Source organism: Neisseria sp. P0022.S010, assembly GCF_051956635.1.
This window is the reverse complement of record NZ_JBQCXF010000057.1, coordinates 1-13,918: the sequence shown is the minus strand read 5'-3', so window position 1 is coordinate 13,918 and position 13,918 is coordinate 1. Positions and strand designations below refer to the sequence as shown.

General features: G+C 50.6%; 12 protein-coding genes. 3 read left to right on the top strand and 9 right to left on the bottom strand.

Annotated elements, in window-relative coordinates; all coding sequences use genetic code 11:
• The 9 genes from ACTHUT_RS07775 to ACTHUT_RS07735 all read right to left on the bottom strand — a co-directional run.
• Positions 1-436, bottom strand: a 436-nt coding sequence (locus ACTHUT_RS07775; RefSeq protein WP_440418720.1) for a glycosyltransferase, incomplete at its 3' end; no start/stop codon positions are given.
• Positions 433-1,743, bottom strand: a complete 1,311-nt coding sequence (locus ACTHUT_RS07770) for an O-antigen ligase family protein (protein ID WP_440386483.1) — start codon at positions 1,741-1,743, stop codon at positions 433-435. The genes ACTHUT_RS07775 and ACTHUT_RS07770, both read right to left, overlap by 4 nt.
• 42 nt (positions 1,744-1,785) lie before the next feature.
• Complete coding sequence (locus ACTHUT_RS07765) at positions 1,786-3,213, bottom strand: oligosaccharide flippase family protein (protein ID WP_440386484.1); 1,428 nt, start codon at positions 3,211-3,213, stop codon at positions 1,786-1,788.
• Positions 3,214-3,380: 167 nt separating this feature from the next.
• Positions 3,381-4,688, bottom strand: coding sequence for a nucleotide sugar dehydrogenase (locus tag ACTHUT_RS07760; protein ID WP_036492804.1), 1,308 nt, complete (start codon positions 4,686-4,688; stop codon positions 3,381-3,383).
• A 564-nt stretch (positions 4,689-5,252) separates the two neighbouring features.
• Complete coding sequence (gene ribD, locus ACTHUT_RS07755; RefSeq protein ID WP_440386485.1) at positions 5,253-6,356, bottom strand: bifunctional diaminohydroxyphosphoribosylaminopyrimidine deaminase/5-amino-6-(5-phosphoribosylamino)uracil reductase RibD; 1,104 nt, start codon at positions 6,354-6,356, stop codon at positions 5,253-5,255.
• A 14-nt stretch (positions 6,357-6,370) separates the two neighbouring features.
• Positions 6,371-6,823 (bottom strand): transcriptional regulator NrdR, encoded by a 453-nt coding sequence (gene nrdR, locus ACTHUT_RS07750; RefSeq protein WP_003748978.1) that lies wholly within the window; start codon positions 6,821-6,823, stop codon positions 6,371-6,373.
• A gap of 200 nt (positions 6,824-7,023) precedes the next feature.
• Entirely contained in the window at positions 7,024-7,866 is an 843-nt protein-coding gene (locus tag ACTHUT_RS07745) for a class II glutamine amidotransferase (RefSeq protein WP_036492810.1), read from the bottom strand.
• 136 nt (positions 7,867-8,002) lie between these two features.
• Positions 8,003-8,839 (bottom strand): PHP domain-containing protein, encoded by an 837-nt coding sequence (locus tag ACTHUT_RS07740; protein WP_440386486.1) that lies wholly within the window; start codon positions 8,837-8,839, stop codon positions 8,003-8,005.
• Positions 8,840-8,899: 60 nt separating this feature from the next.
• Positions 8,900-11,296 (bottom strand): penicillin-binding protein 1A, encoded by a 2,397-nt coding sequence (locus tag ACTHUT_RS07735; protein ID WP_440386487.1) that lies wholly within the window; start codon positions 11,294-11,296, stop codon positions 8,900-8,902.
• 152 nt (positions 11,297-11,448) lie between these two features.
• Between ACTHUT_RS07735 and pilM the strand changes: the two genes are divergently transcribed.
• The 3 genes from pilM to ACTHUT_RS07720 are packed head-to-tail and all read left to right on the top strand — an operon-like array spanning position 11,449 to position 13,827.
• Positions 11,449-12,540 carry a type IV pilus assembly protein PilM gene (gene pilM, locus ACTHUT_RS07730; RefSeq protein WP_188213446.1) on the top strand — a complete coding sequence of 364 codons (1,092 nt, stop codon included), beginning with the start codon at positions 11,449-11,451 and terminating at the stop codon, positions 12,538-12,540.
• Positions 12,541-12,544: 4 nt separating this feature from the next.
• Positions 12,545-13,156, top strand: coding sequence for a PilN domain-containing protein (locus ACTHUT_RS07725; protein WP_296115303.1), 612 nt, complete (start codon positions 12,545-12,547; stop codon positions 13,154-13,156).
• Positions 13,156-13,827, top strand: coding sequence for a type 4a pilus biogenesis protein PilO (locus tag ACTHUT_RS07720; protein WP_440386488.1), 672 nt, complete (start codon positions 13,156-13,158; stop codon positions 13,825-13,827). The genes ACTHUT_RS07725 and ACTHUT_RS07720 overlap by 1 nt, the downstream gene beginning before the upstream one ends.
• Positions 13,828-13,918: the final 91 nt, after the last annotated feature.

The following is a 13,918-nucleotide window of genomic DNA, read 5'->3' as shown; positions in this document are numbered from 1 at the left end:
GTTTTTCGCGTTCGTGTTTGCAGTTGCCGATGATGTACACGCCCAGCTTGTCGAAAAGCTTGGCAATTTTCGGATAAGTTTCCGGATCAAGGCCGCGCGCGTGGTAGAACACTTTGGTTTTCGGCGAGGCAAACTTGGCCGCAATGGCGCAGGCCGGAACGATACGCGCCATTTGGCAGTGAATCACATCGGGTTTCTCTTTTTTCAGCAGTTTCATGTAGGCAAACATGCCTTTGATGTAACCCAATAATCCGCCTTGGTAAAAATCGATCGGCTGCCAACGGATGCCCAATGCTTGCGCTTCCTGAATCAAAGGGCCGTCTGAAGAGGCCAATACGATATCGTGTCCGCGTTGTTTGAGCAGGCGGCCGAGGCGGAAAGTGGCGTTTTCAGTGCCACCGAGGCCGGACATGGAGGTAGTCAGGATGATTTTCATGATGGTTTCTTCGTATCGTATAGTGTTTCGTTGTATGCGTAAGCGGCCATATCTTTCAGCTTGGGCGCGACAAATACGCTGTAAATAAAAATCAGCAGGCAGGGCAGCCAGATAAACGGCATACGCAAAATAGTGGACGGAATAAAACCGGCCAGCAGGAAAATGCCCAAGGCAACCCAAGCCAAAACGCGCGATTTGCCGGTTACTGCGCGGTTTGAGGCGGTGTAGAGGAAATAACACGCCACAAAGGCAATAAAGCCGAGCAGGGAAATCATGCCGAAACCCAGATACAGCTCGATGATGAAGCTGTGCGGGTTTTCAAAGCCCAAGCTGCCGCTCAAATGGCCGCCGAAATATTCGCGGAAGTTTTTAGGGCCGTAGCCGGTCAGCAGCAGGGGCGGATTGTTCCAGAAGTAGTTGTAAATCTCCTGACGGTAGGACACGGAGTTGTCGCTGCCCAAGTCGTACAGGAAGAGGTACACGCGGCTGGAAAAGCGTTCCAAAAACTGGTTGCCGTTTAGTGAGAGCAAAAATTCCGCAATCGCGCGAGACGGAATCATCGACAACACCAACGCCAGCAGGCCTGCTACGCCGACCGTAATAAAACCGTTTTTGCGATAGGCCGTATAAACCAGCAAAATCAACAGGTAACAGCCGATGGCGGTACGCGATACGCTGGCGAAAATGGCCATACCCAACAGCAGGAACAAGCCCCAGCCCAGCAGTTTTTCTTTGTGTTTCCGTCCTTGGAGTTGGAAGAAAAACAAAATGGCAGGCGCAAGGCAGACTGCGGTGGCGGCAAGGTTGTTCGGGTTAAAGAACAAGCCTTTGAGCGAGCCTTCGTCAATAGCCAACTCATCGCTGGCGCTCACAAACTGAATACCGGTGGCCAGCTCTGCAAACGGCGGCACGGCGATAAACAATGTAAATACGATGAGGAACTTCTGAATTGTCCTCAAAGGGTCGTCGGCGCGCTTCAATACTTGGTAAAACAAGTAGAAGAAAGCCGGAACCGCCATAAAAAACAAAATATCCATGTACTGCGTCGGCGTCAGCGACGTAATGCCCATGTGGATGGCAGGCCAGATGCACATGGCAGTCAGGGCGCAGAGCATGGCAAAAATCTTGCGTGGAATATGCTTGCTTTCCAGAAAAAATACGATAAAACCAAGCAGTACAAATATCAGGGTCAGCGGGTTGTCGATACGCGGCACGCCGACCTTAAAGGAAAGCGCGGGCCCCAGCATATAGGCTGCGAGCATGATGTATAGGATGTAAGTGTATAAGTTCAGACGTTTTATTTTCATAGTCGTGCTGTTGTTATCGTAGAGACATGAATCTCAGGTTGGCTATTTTGCCGAACGGTTTAATTTGGCTTTGATTTTTTCGGTCGCGGCAAATAATGCGTGTTTGTATTTTAGGAACAGGAAACCCAGTCCGACGGCCCATGCCAGCGCAAACCAAATATAGTTGTCTCGCGTACCCAGCCAAGTGTAGGCAAGGCAGATCATCAGGCAGAGCGTTGAGTTGGTATAAATCTTCAGGCGCGGCAAAGGCTGCCACAGGCGTGAAGAGAATTCGGTTTTCAAGATGAAAAACAGCCAAAAAGCCGTTGCGCTGGCCATAGCCGCACCTTTTGCACCAAATTTCGGCACCAGCAGATAGAGCAGGGCGGTATTGGCGATAAAGGCAACGATGTTGATGGCGGTAATCAGCCAAGTCGAGCGGACGACGTTCAAACCGATGCCGCTGACTTCGGTCAGCGTGTAAAACAGGGGGAAGAGCATACACGAGAGCAGGATAAATTGAACCTGCGTGTATTTTTCCGGCAGTATCCAGGTCGCCATCGGCGAGAAAATCCCGATAAGGCAAATCATTGCGCTGATGAGGACGGTCATGGAAAGCGTGATGTCGCCGATTTTGTCCAGATTGGTTTTTTCTTCCACCCATTTGAACACCAAAGGCGCCCAAATGGTGGAAAACACGCTTTGGAAAATCAAGGCGACGGCGCCAAAGCTGACTGCCATCGAATAAATGCCCAACTCGTCCAAGCCCGAGATATTCTTGAGGACAAAACGGTCAATCGAAGTCAAACCCCAATAGGCCAAGTTGCCGAATGCCAGCGGCAGGCCGTAGCGTAATCCGTCCCGATGCAGCTCAGGCGACCATTTCGCATGGGAAACGGCTTGCAGGTCTCGGCGCAGTTGATAGATCAACAGCGCAACGGTCAGCACTTGGGCGGCGGTATAGGCAAAAACCAGCGAAGTGGTATTGGCGGGCAGGCCGGAAGCGATCACGGCAAAAACCAACACCAAAATCAAAAATTTCGGCGCAAGCTGGCTGAGTGAAAAAGCCAGTGCCTGCTCTTTCATCCGCAAAATCAAGGCTAAAAAACGGATAATCAGCGTGGTGGCCAAGAAAATCAGGAAGAGAATTCCCAAATTCGCACTGGGGATGTCGAAAATGATTTCAGACGGCCATGATGCGTTTATCAGCAACACTAAAACCACAACCGCCACCGTCAGAATCAATGGCGATAAAAAAACGGATTTGAACAGCGCGGCCTTGTCTTTAACGGCGTAATAGTCGCGAATATAGGATTGGTCCAGCCCCAGGCCCAGCAACAGGATGCTCAGTCCGGCAATGGTCTGCAAGAGTACGATACGGCCGATGTCTTCCGCAGGGAAGTACCATGAGATGAGCGGCAGGGAAAGCAGGCCGAAAGCGGCGCTTCCTATCGGGCCCAATGCGTAGCCGAGGATTTTTTTCGCGTTCATATTATTTGTTTTCAGACGGCCGGAAGTTCGAGCTGAGCGTTTTTCGTAAGAGATGCGTTGTTACCGTTGCCGGTTTCCCAAGGCCGTCTGAAAAACAAATGGCCTTGGGAAACCGGCCGCCGTCCCGGTGGGGAAACCGGAGGCAGCCGGATGCGTCTGAAGCAAGATTATGCTTTGATGACTTTAGGATTTTTCACTGGGAATTTGCCGCGTGTATCGACAATCAGTTTGGCATGTTCGGTGATCATGTCATAGTCGAATTTGTCGTGATCGGTGGTCAGAACCACGCAGTCGTATTGGGCGACAGTTTCAGGGGTCAGCGCTTCACTCTTCAGGTCGAAGTAGTGGTGGCCGGGGATGTGCGGGAATTCTGGAACGTGCGGGTCGGAATAGGAAACCACTGCGCCCAGTTTGTGCAGGCGGTCCATCACTTCCACAGACGGGCTTTCACGCATATCGTCTACGTTTTTCTTATAGGCGATACCCAATACCAAGATTTTGCTGTCTTTGATGGAACGGTTGTGGTCGTTCAAAGCCAGGCCGACTTTTTCGATAACGTAGTCGGGCATGTGGGAGTTAACTTCGCCTGCCAGCTCGATGAAGCGGGTGTTGACGCCGTATTCGCGGGCTTTCCAAGTCAGGTAGAACGGGTCGATAGGGATACAGTGGCCGCCCAAGCCGGGGCCCGGGTAATAAGCAACGAAGCCGAACGGTTTGGTTGCGGCGGCATTGATGACTTCGTGAATGTCGATGCCCATTTTATCGGCAACGATTTTCATCTCGTTCACTAAGCCGATGTTTACGGCGCGGTGGATGTTTTCCAAAAGTTTGGTCAGCTCGGCCGCTTTGGTGGAGCTTACCGGAACAACTTTATCGATGGCAGGTTGGTACAGCGCCAGGCCGACTTCCAAACAAGCAGGGGTATGGCCGCCGATGACTTTGGGGATGGTACGGGTTTCAAAGTTAGGGTTACCCGGGTCTTCACGCTCAGGAGAGTAAACCAAGAACACGTCTTGACCGACTTTCAAGCCGCCTTCTTCCATGCGCGGCAGCAATTCTTCTTCGGTAGTACCGGGGTAGGTGGTGGATTCCAAAGACAGCACTTGACCGGCGCGCAAGTAAGGTTTGACTGCGTCGGTAGTGTCGATAACGAAACTCATGTCCGGTTCGCGGTATTTGTTGAGCGGAGTCGGTACGCACAAAATCACGGCTTCTACTTCGCCGATGCGGGAGAAGTCGGTCGTTGCTTCAAACAGGCTGTTGGAAGCAGCGGCAATTTTGTCGGAAGGGATATGCTCGATGTAGCTTTCGCCTTTGTTGAGCTTGTCGACTTTGGTTTTATCGATGTCGAAACCCAAAACTTGGTAACCGATGTCCACATAGCGCAGCATCAGTGGTAAACCAACGTAGCCTAAGCCGACGATGCCGATTTTTGCGGTCTTATCGGCAAATTTTTGTATCGTAATGTTTTTCATGATGTCTTTCGTGTAATGAATGAGTGAATCGGGAGTGTTTGCCCGATGCCTGAGTTGTTTGCTGCAACCGCATAGCCGGCTGCCGTATCGTGTGAAGCCTCAAAACCGTACTTATAATTTCAGCGGGCGAAATCATAAGCATTTATCAGATTCGTCTCAATCAAAAAAGTTTAACGGTCGTTCAGACGGCCTCTGAGGTATGGAAATAGTATTTTTGAAAATTTAATTTTTAAAATCAATAAATAATTTTTGTTTTTCAACTATATATTTAAAATCACATGTTATCTTCATAAGACAGGGCTACCGTTTATGCCATTTAAAATCCTTCTAGAATAAAAACTTTTAATAAATTTTCTCGGCTTAACTTATTTTAAAAGTTTATTATTTCGTGAAGAAAAAAAGAATTTTGTTGACAATCAGGTTAATTATAATGAGCCTAAGTCAAAGTTTTAAATTGAAATACGCTATAGTCATTATAATAGATTGATGAATAAATCACATTTATTGCTATATAAACAATAGAATAACTCTATTGAAAATAATTAAATTATTTATGACAAGCAATCAGACGGATTTTTTCCGTAGAACCCATTTAATGTCCTGCCCGATGATTTCTACCGATTGACTGTGCCAAGGGCCGTCTGAAAGTAGGGCGGCCAGATTTTCAGAAAGGGAGAAAAGAGGTTTGCCTGCGCCTAACAGTTTCGGTGCTTGGTAGAGGACGATTTCATCCACCAAGTCATCCTTCAGGAAGGCTGAAGCAAGTGTTGAGCCGGCTTCTACCAGAACTTCGCCAAAGCCAAGCTCTGCCAGTTGCGGCATGAGTGAAAGAAGATTAATGCGGCCGTTGATGTGTTCAGACGGCCTGATGATGCGGATATGTTCAAATTTACCCAGCGCCTGCAAACGTTGTTCGTCTGAGGAAAGGGTAATGATAACGGTCGGGCTGTCGGTATCGGTCACGAGGTGGCAGTCCAAAGGGATTTGCAGTCGGCTGTCTAAGACGATGCGCGCAGGCTGGCGCAGGGTGGGGAAGCTGCGGACGTTGAGTTTCGGGTTGTCGGCAAGCACGGTACCGATACCGGTCAAAACGGCGCAACTTTCGGCGCGGAGAATTTGTACGTCTTCACGTGCCGCTTCGCCGGTAATCCAAAAACTGCGGCCGTCCGAAAGGGCGGTTTTGCCGTCCAAACTGGCGGCGCATTTGAGGCGGATAAACGGTCTGCCGCGTTCGATACGCGACAGGAAACCACGGTTGAGCTCGCGCGCCTGCGCTTCCAGTAAACCGCTTTCGGTACGGATTCCGGCGGCTTCCAGCATGGACAAACCTTTGCCTGCGACCAATGGATTAGGGTCGGTCATGGCGGCGACCACGCGCGCTACGCCGGAATGAATCAGCGCTTCGGCGCATGGCGGCGTGCGGCCGTAATGGCTGCAAGGCTCCAGCGTGACATAGGCTGTTGCGCCTTTTGCCGCCGCTTGGGCCTGCCTCAATGCGTGAACTTCGGCGTGCGGCTCACCTGCTTTGACGTGGAAACCTTGTCCGACGATTTGGGCGCCGTGTGCAATGACGCAACCGACGCGGGGATTGGGGGAAGTAGAAAACCGCCCAAGCTTGGCCAGCTCGAGGGCGGTTTGCATCATTTGGGTATCAAGTGCGGAAAACATGGTTTCGGACGGCCTTATTTGGCTTTGCATTCGGCGATGACTTGGGTGAATTCGGAAACGTCTTTAAAGCTTTTATAGACGGACGCGAAGCGGACATAAGCGACTTGGTCGATTTTTGCCAGCTCCTCCATCGCCATTTCGCCGACGATGCGCGAAGCGACTTCTTTTTTGCCCAAACGGTAGAGGCGTTGCTCGATAAGGGCAACGGTTTCGTCGATTTGTTCTTGCGTGACAGGGCGTTTGTGCAGCGCGCGCTCAAGGCTGGTCTGCAGTTTGTGCGGATTGAAGGGAACCCGTGTGCCGTTGGATTTGATAACTTGCGGCATCCGCATTTCAACGGTTTCAAAAGTGCTGAAGCGTTGTCCGCATTCCAAGCATTTGCGGCGGCGACGGATGCTGTTGGTGTCTTCCAGCCATCGCGAGTCGGTTACTTGAGTGTTGGGGTGTTGGCAAAACGGGCACTTCATCGGGTTTCCTTGTCATACGCTCGGCAAGGTCGCTAAGCAATTGAATTTATTGTTTGTGAACTATTATTGTAGCGGATTGCGTTATTTTCGTATAGTAAAGGCTTTTGCGTAGAATTTAGGTATAAAAAGGCCGTCTGAAAGGGCAACTTTGGCGAAGTTGGGCTTTTCAGACGGCCTTGTGTTTTTCAGTCAATCAAACGTCAAACCGATACGCCGACAGCTCGGGCGATTTCCAAACCTTCTTCCGCGCTCATGTAAACCGGATTGTCGGGGCGGTCGCTGAGGACAATGTCGCCGTCTTGAAACATCACCAATTCATTGACTGCCAATTGCGACCAGGTTTCATCTCGCGTCAGGGGCAGGGTGGCGATGACGGAAACTTTATCGTTCGGGGTGGTCACCTCTGAAAAATCGACCATGACATCATCGTCCAGCAAACGTGCTTTGCCAAACGGGGCTTTACGCACGATGTAGTGCAGCAAAGTACTGGCATGGGCAAACAGGCAGTCGCCGTTGGACATGACGAAGTTGAACAAGCCGTAGCGGCGGATTTCATGGGTCAGGCCGGCAATGGCGTCAAACAAAACTTCAGGTTCGGGCTTGGTGGCAAAGCGGCTGCGCAGGCGGTTGAGAATAAAGCAGAACGCGCGTTCGGAATCGGTTGAGCCGACGGCATGGTAGTACTCACCCTGCTCGGGGAAAAAATCAATCAAATGGCCGTTGTGTGCAAACAGCCAATATTCGCCCCACATCTCGCGCATGAAGGGATGAGTGTTCGCCAATGAGGTCTGGCCTTGTGAGGCCTTGCGGATATGGGCGATAACGTTTTCAGATTTGATTTGGTAGGCGCGTACCAAGTCGGCAACGGGCGAGTTGGCGCTGGGCTTGTCGTCGTGAAACAAGCGCACGCCTTTGCCTTCGAAAAAGCCGATACCGAAGCCGTCGGCGTGGTGGTCGGTAATGCCGCCGCGACGGCGGAAGCCTTCAAAAGAAAACATGATGTCTGTGGGAGTGTTGCAATTCATGCCGAGCAGTTGGCACATGGTGTTAACCTTTATTTTTTGGGGTATTTATAGGGTTATTATGGTGTATCGGGCAGGCAGTTTCAATATGTAGAGTGTGATATGTTTATAACTGTCTCATACTTGGCGGGCCGTCTGAAAAATTGCTGTCAAAAATTCAGACGGCCTTAAAGTGTTCCCAGACCGGGCGGCATTGTTCGGGTAAGTCGGGACAGGCGCCGAGTATGCCGCCGCTGAAGTCGTTGGGGCGGTGGAAGTCGCTGCCTGCGCTGGCGAGAAAGTCGAAGCGGTCGGCAAGCAGGGCATAGTTGAGGCGGTCGTTTTTGCAGCAGTTGCCGCTGTGCACTTCAATCCCTGCGCCGCCGAGATTTTTAAATTCTTGAAACAGGTTTCGTTTGGCGGTGGCGGATAATTCATAGCGCATCGGGTGGGCAATAATGGCCATGCCGCCTGCGCCTGTAATCGCGGCTACGCAGTCTTCCAGTGTGGCCCATTCGTGTCTGACGGAACAGGATTTGCCGTCGCCCAGGTATTTGGTAAACGCCTGCTGTTTGTTTTTGACATGACCTTCGCGGATGAGGAATTCGGCAATGTGGGTGCGGCTGGCCATTTCTTTGTTGGCGGCCAATGCCAGCGCGCCTTCATACGCGCCTGTGATGCCTTTTTTCTTCAGTTTGGCCGCGATGGCTTCCAATCGTTTCAGACGGCCTTTACGGACTTCAGCAAGCAGGTTTTGCAGGGTTTCGTTGTGTTCGTCAAAGTCCAAGCCGACAACGTGGATGGTGCGGCCGCGCCAAGTGACGGATATTTCCACGCCGTTGACGAAGGGGAGGCCGAGGGTATCGGCTTCGGCGCGTGCTTCGGCCAGTCCGCCGGTGTGGTCGTGGTCGGTCAGGGCGAGTAGGGTGCAACCGTTTTGACGGGCAAGTCGGACGACTTCGGTTGGGGAGAGCATGCCGTCTGAAACGGTCGAATGGCAGTGTAAATCAATCATGGTTTTGCTTTGAATTTTCTCAAAAAAGGCCGTCTGAACGTTTCAGACGGCCTTGATTTGTTAGAACAGAGAGTCCAGTTGTTGTTTGTTATTGTTGCCGGTATTGCTTGGCAGAACTGGGGTTTCGTCTAATTCTTCACGGGCTGGCGCATTGCCGCTCTCGGTGCGGCGGCGGTTTTCATTCGGAACCGCGCGACGGGCAGGTTGAGCGGGGCGCGGTGCAACGCCGCTGTTGTCCAAGGCCAGGTCGGAGCTGGTGGTCATGCGTTCGCGCATATACACTTCGCCGCCGTTCGAAACCACGCCCTCAGGGGCTTTCATCGGTTTGACGCTGGTGCCTTTCAGGGCGAAGCGCATGTATTCTACCCATACCGGTACGGCGATTGTACCACCGTAACCTGCACGACCCATGCTGCGCGGTTTGTCAAAGCCGATATAGACGGCAGTCACAACGCTAGGGTTGAAGCCGACAAACCATGCGTCTTTGTTGTCGTTGGTGGTACCGGTTTTACCGGCGATGTCGGCGCGGCCGAGTGCGGCTGCACCGCGTGCGGTACCGACACGGACAACGTCCTGCATGATTTTGTACATGATGTAGGCGTTGCGCGGGTCAATGGCCTGAGGCGCGTTCTCACCGGCTACCAAAGGCTGCATTTGCGCTCTCAGACGGCCTTGGCTGTCGTAGATTTTGTCGATGACGTGGGCGGACACTTTGTAACCGCCGTTGGCAAAGACGCTGTAACCTTCTGCAATACGCAACGGCGTGGTTTCGCCTGTACCCAAAGCCATAGACAGGCTGGCAGGAATTTCAGACGGCTTGAAGCCGAAGCGTTGGATGTATTGTTGCGCGTAACCGATACCGATAGACATCAGGATGCGGATGGACACCATGTTTTTCGACGCGGTCAAAGCCTGACGCAGCGTGATGTAACCGGCATAGCGGCCGTCTGCATTTTTCGGGTTCCACGCTTTACCGTTAGCACCTTTGCCCGGCAGGGAGATTGGTGCGTCGTTAATCATAGTGGAAGCAGTCATGCCTTTTGCCAAAGCGGCGGAATAAACGAACGGTTTGAACGTCGAGCCGGGTTGGCGCATGGCTTGAGTTGCGCGGTTGAAGGTTTTGCTGTGGTAGTCGTAGCCGCCGACCAATGCGCGGACTGCGCCGGTTTTCGCATCTAAAGACACCAATGCGCCTTGCAACAAAGGCTCTTGAACGACGGTAAAGGTATCGCCGCTGCCTTTAACGCGGATGACGGAGCCGCGGCGGATGCGGTCTTCGCCCATTTTTTCGTTGTTGACGGCACGGGCGGCAAAGCCTAAAGCGTGGCTGTTCAACGTGACTTTACGGCCGCTCGGCAACTGAATCTGTACACCTTTGCGGGAGGCTTCCAATACAACCGCAGGAATCATTTTATCAACGGTGTAAAGTGTAGAAAGGTATTGGCTGACGGTTTCTTCTACGTTGTCGCTTTTGCTCAGGTCGATGTAGTTTTCTGCGCCGCGGTAGCTGCTGCCGCGGTCGAAATTGCGCAGGACTTTACGCAGGGCTTCGGTGGCCACGCGCTGGTGTGCAGTATCGACGGTGGTATATACCTTAAAGCCTTGCGTGTAGGCATCTTCGCCGTATTTTTCAAACAGCTCTTGGCGCACCATTTCGGCAACGTACAGGGCGCTTTGATCGATGTTTTGTACAAAACGCTCGTAATGCAACTCTTCTTTCAAAGCCTGATCGCGTTGCTGCAGGGTAATCATGCCTTCTTCCAGCATATTGTTCAGAATATAAGCCTGACGCAGTTTGGCACGCTCAGGGTTCACAATCGGATTGTAGGCGGAAGGGGCTTTGGGTAAGCCGGCCAGCATGGCGGCTTCGGCCAATGTTAATTCATTAACGTTTTTATTGAAATAAATTTGGGCTGCAGATGCAAAACCATAAGCGCGTTGACCCAAATAGATTTGGTTGAAGTACAGCTCCAAAATCTTGTCTTTGCTCAAAGACTGCTCGATTTTGTAGGCCAACAGGGCTTCGTTGAATTTACGGGTGAACGAACGCTCGCTGCTCAGGTAGAAGTTTTTTGCAACCTGTTGCGTAATCGTACTGGCACCGGATTGGACGCCGCCGGCCATGACGTTGCCGATTGCAGCGCGCGCCACACCCCAAACGTCCACGCCCCAGTGGTCGTAGAAGCGTTTGTCTTCGGCGGCAATCACGGCATTTTTCAAAACTTTGGGAAAGTCACCGATTTTGGTGAATTCACGCCGTTGCTCGCCGTAAACGCCAATCACTTGGCCGTCTGAAGAATAAATCGTCAGCGGCATTTTGGGTTTGTAGTGTTGCAAAGTGTCCAAAGACGGCAGCTTCGGATAGGTGACCAAAATTGCAATTGCAAGCAGCCCCACACCGAAAAGAGCCAGTCCCAATAAGAGACCCAGGCAGGTCGTTATAATCTTTTTAATCATGACTAAGTAATAATTTGCCATTAATGGCGATAAATAAAGTAAAATGGGAAACGATTTCTATCAGCCACAGTCAATACTGTGCAAAGAATAAGAAGTCCTTTACGGATAACGAAACAGTTACTCACTCCTAAATGATACAGGGAAGTCAAATCATGCGCTTATTTAAAAGCACGAAAGATACCAAAACAGGCAAGGCTTCTAGCGGATTGAACAACCGCTCTGCCATCGGCGTCGACATCAGCCAACATGCCATTAAGATGGTACAACTGACAGGCCGTAGTTTAAACCAAATTCAGCTGGAAAAATACGTTATTACCAAATTGCCTAAAAATATTGTCAAAGGCAATAAAATTCAAGACTACGATCAGCTTGCTACCTACATCCAGCATACTTACGCACAATTACGCAGTTCTTGCAAAAATATTGTTGCGGCTGTGCCACAAAACTTGGCGACAGTCGAGCAAATTATTTACAACCCGCGTGATACCGATTTGGACTTGGAAGAGTTTGTCGAGGCGGAAGTCGGCCAATTTGCGCCGATTGAAGAAATGAACTACGACTTTCAAGCCGAAGAAGTCGGTTCTGGCCAGCATATTTTAGCGGTTGCCGCCAAAAAAGACGATGTTGAGCCGCGCATTGAAATGTTCGAGAATGCCGGTCTGCCTTTGTCGGCTTTGGATTTGGACTTGCTGGCGCAACGCAATGCCTTCGTCTATTGGATGAATACGCATGCCCCCGAGATGGCAGATGAAAAAGTTGCCGTGTTCGGCATTCATGCGACGCAAATGTATGCCCTGATCCTGCAAAACGGCCGTATTCTTTACAAACAAGAAACGCCGGTCAGCACGGAGCAGCTCAATCAGCTGATTCAGCGTACTTATCAGGTAACGGAAGAAAAAGCCGCGCAAATGATGGCTTCTCAAAACAAGCCTTCCGACTACCAATCTCAGATTGCCGACCGTTTTAACGTACAGGTTGCACAAGAAGTTCAGCGTGTTTTGCAATTTTACTATACCACGCAAGCCACTGATTCCTTCTCCAATATCAAACACATCCTGCTGACCGGCTTTACCGCGCAGCAGGCAGGTTTGGCGGAAAGCATTTTCTCGCAAACCAATACGGCGACAGAATATCTGCATCCGATTTCATATGTGGAACGCAGTGCAAAAGTAGAATTGCCGCAGCTTCAAATTGATGCGCCGTCACTGACCTTGGCGTTCGGATTGGCATTAAGGGGACTTTGAGAACATGATTGAATTAACCAGAATCAACCTTCTCCCGTATCGAGAAGAGATTAAACAGCGCAAGCAGCAGCAATTCAAAGTATTGATGCTTGGCGCTTTTGCCGTGGGTTTGGGCTTGGCGGCCGCAACCTATCTCGGTATTGACAACGCCATCAGCAATCAAGAAGGGCGCAACAACTTCCTGCAAACCGAAATCGACCGACTCGATAGGGAATTGGGCGAAATCGATAAACTTCAGCAAGAAAAAGAAGCCTTCTTGGCTAAAAAGCTGAAAGTGGAAGAATTGCAGGAAAAACGCTATCAAGCGGCCTATATCCTTGATTCTTTGAATACGCTTACGCCCGATAATACTTATTTGACCGCATTGGAAGCCGAAAGCCCGACCAGCTATAAAATCAGCGGCCATGCCATCAGCGACAATAAAATCGCCGTTATGATGCGCTCCCTGCCAAGTACAGGTATTTTCTTGCAGCCTGAATTGTTGAGCATTAAAAAAGTAGATAACTACCAAGAATTTACTTTGAAATCTTCAATCAACCAGGTGAATACGCCGGCTCCTGCACCGACTGCCCAAAGTAGCGGTGAAATGGCCGAACCTGCTCCGGAGGCTCAATAATGGCATCTAAAAACCTAAAACAATTGGACATACAAAACCTGTACCTGCTCAATATGCCTTCAAAACTTTTGCTGGCAGGTTTATTGATTGTCGGCATGTTGGCTTTGGGCTATGTCGGCGTCTTTAAAGATCAGATTGAAACCTTGAATACGCAGGAAGCCAAAGAAGATGAGCTGAAGGAAACCTTTACGCGTAAAAGCATTCAGGCGGCAAGTTTGAATAATCTGAAGGCCGAATTGGCTTCGATTCGTTCTGCATTCGACGTTTTGTTGAAACAACTGCCGACTGACGCGGAAATTCCGAACCTGATTCAAGAGCTGCATCAGGCAGGTTCGACCAACGGCTTGCGTTTGGACAGCGTTGCACCGCTCCAACCTGAAAATGATGGCCCGATTCAAAAACTGCCGTATCAGATTTCCATCACAGGCAAATACGCTCAGATCAGCCAATTTACCCGTGACGTAGGCGATTTGTCGCGCATTATTACGTTGGATTCTTTGAAGCTCGTAAACGCAGGCGAGGATAAAGAAGGCAAAGGCAATAAAGGCGAATTGACACTGAGCGCGATTGCGACGACTTACAAAGCCCGTCCTGCCGAAGAGATTGCCGCTGAATTGGCTGCGCAACAGGCGCAGGAAGAAGGCAAACCTGCCGAGAATGAGCAAAAATAAAAGAATAGGGAAATCATGAAAAAAATCATCTTACTCTTAAGTCTTCTTCCCTTGGCAGCCTGTACGCAAAGCTATGAAGATTTGACTCAAT

Bases quoted from the DNA above. Each gene is read 5' to 3' on its own strand.
- ACTHUT_RS07745 (WP_036492810.1), bottom strand. From the start codon at position 7,866: ATGTGCCAACTGCTCGGCATGAATTGCAACACTCCCACAGACATCATG.
- ACTHUT_RS07735 (WP_440386487.1), bottom strand. From the start codon at position 11,296: ATGATTAAAAAGATTATAACGACCTGCCTGGGTCTCTTATTGGGACTG.
- ribD (WP_440386485.1), bottom strand. From the start codon at position 6,356: ATGTTTTCCGCACTTGATACCCAAATGATGCAAACCGCCCTCGAGCTG.
- ACTHUT_RS07765 (WP_440386484.1), bottom strand. From the start codon at position 3,213: ATGAACGCGAAAAAAATCCTCGGCTACGCATTGGGCCCGATAGGAAGC.
- ACTHUT_RS07740 (WP_440386486.1), bottom strand. From the start codon at position 8,839: ATGATTGATTTACACTGCCATTCGACCGTTTCAGACGGCATGCTCTCC.
- ACTHUT_RS07760 (WP_036492804.1), bottom strand. From the start codon at position 4,688: ATGAAAAACATTACGATACAAAAATTTGCCGATAAGACCGCAAAAATC.
- pilM (WP_188213446.1), top strand. From the start codon at position 11,449: ATGCGCTTATTTAAAAGCACGAAAGATACCAAAACAGGCAAGGCTTCT.
- ACTHUT_RS07725 (WP_296115303.1), top strand. From the start codon at position 12,545: ATGATTGAATTAACCAGAATCAACCTTCTCCCGTATCGAGAAGAGATT.
- ACTHUT_RS07770 (WP_440386483.1), bottom strand. From the start codon at position 1,743: ATGAAAATAAAACGTCTGAACTTATACACTTACATCCTATACATCATG.
- nrdR (WP_003748978.1), bottom strand. From the start codon at position 6,823: ATGAAGTGCCCGTTTTGCCAACACCCCAACACTCAAGTAACCGACTCG.
- ACTHUT_RS07720 (WP_440386488.1), top strand. From the start codon at position 13,156: ATGGCATCTAAAAACCTAAAACAATTGGACATACAAAACCTGTACCTG.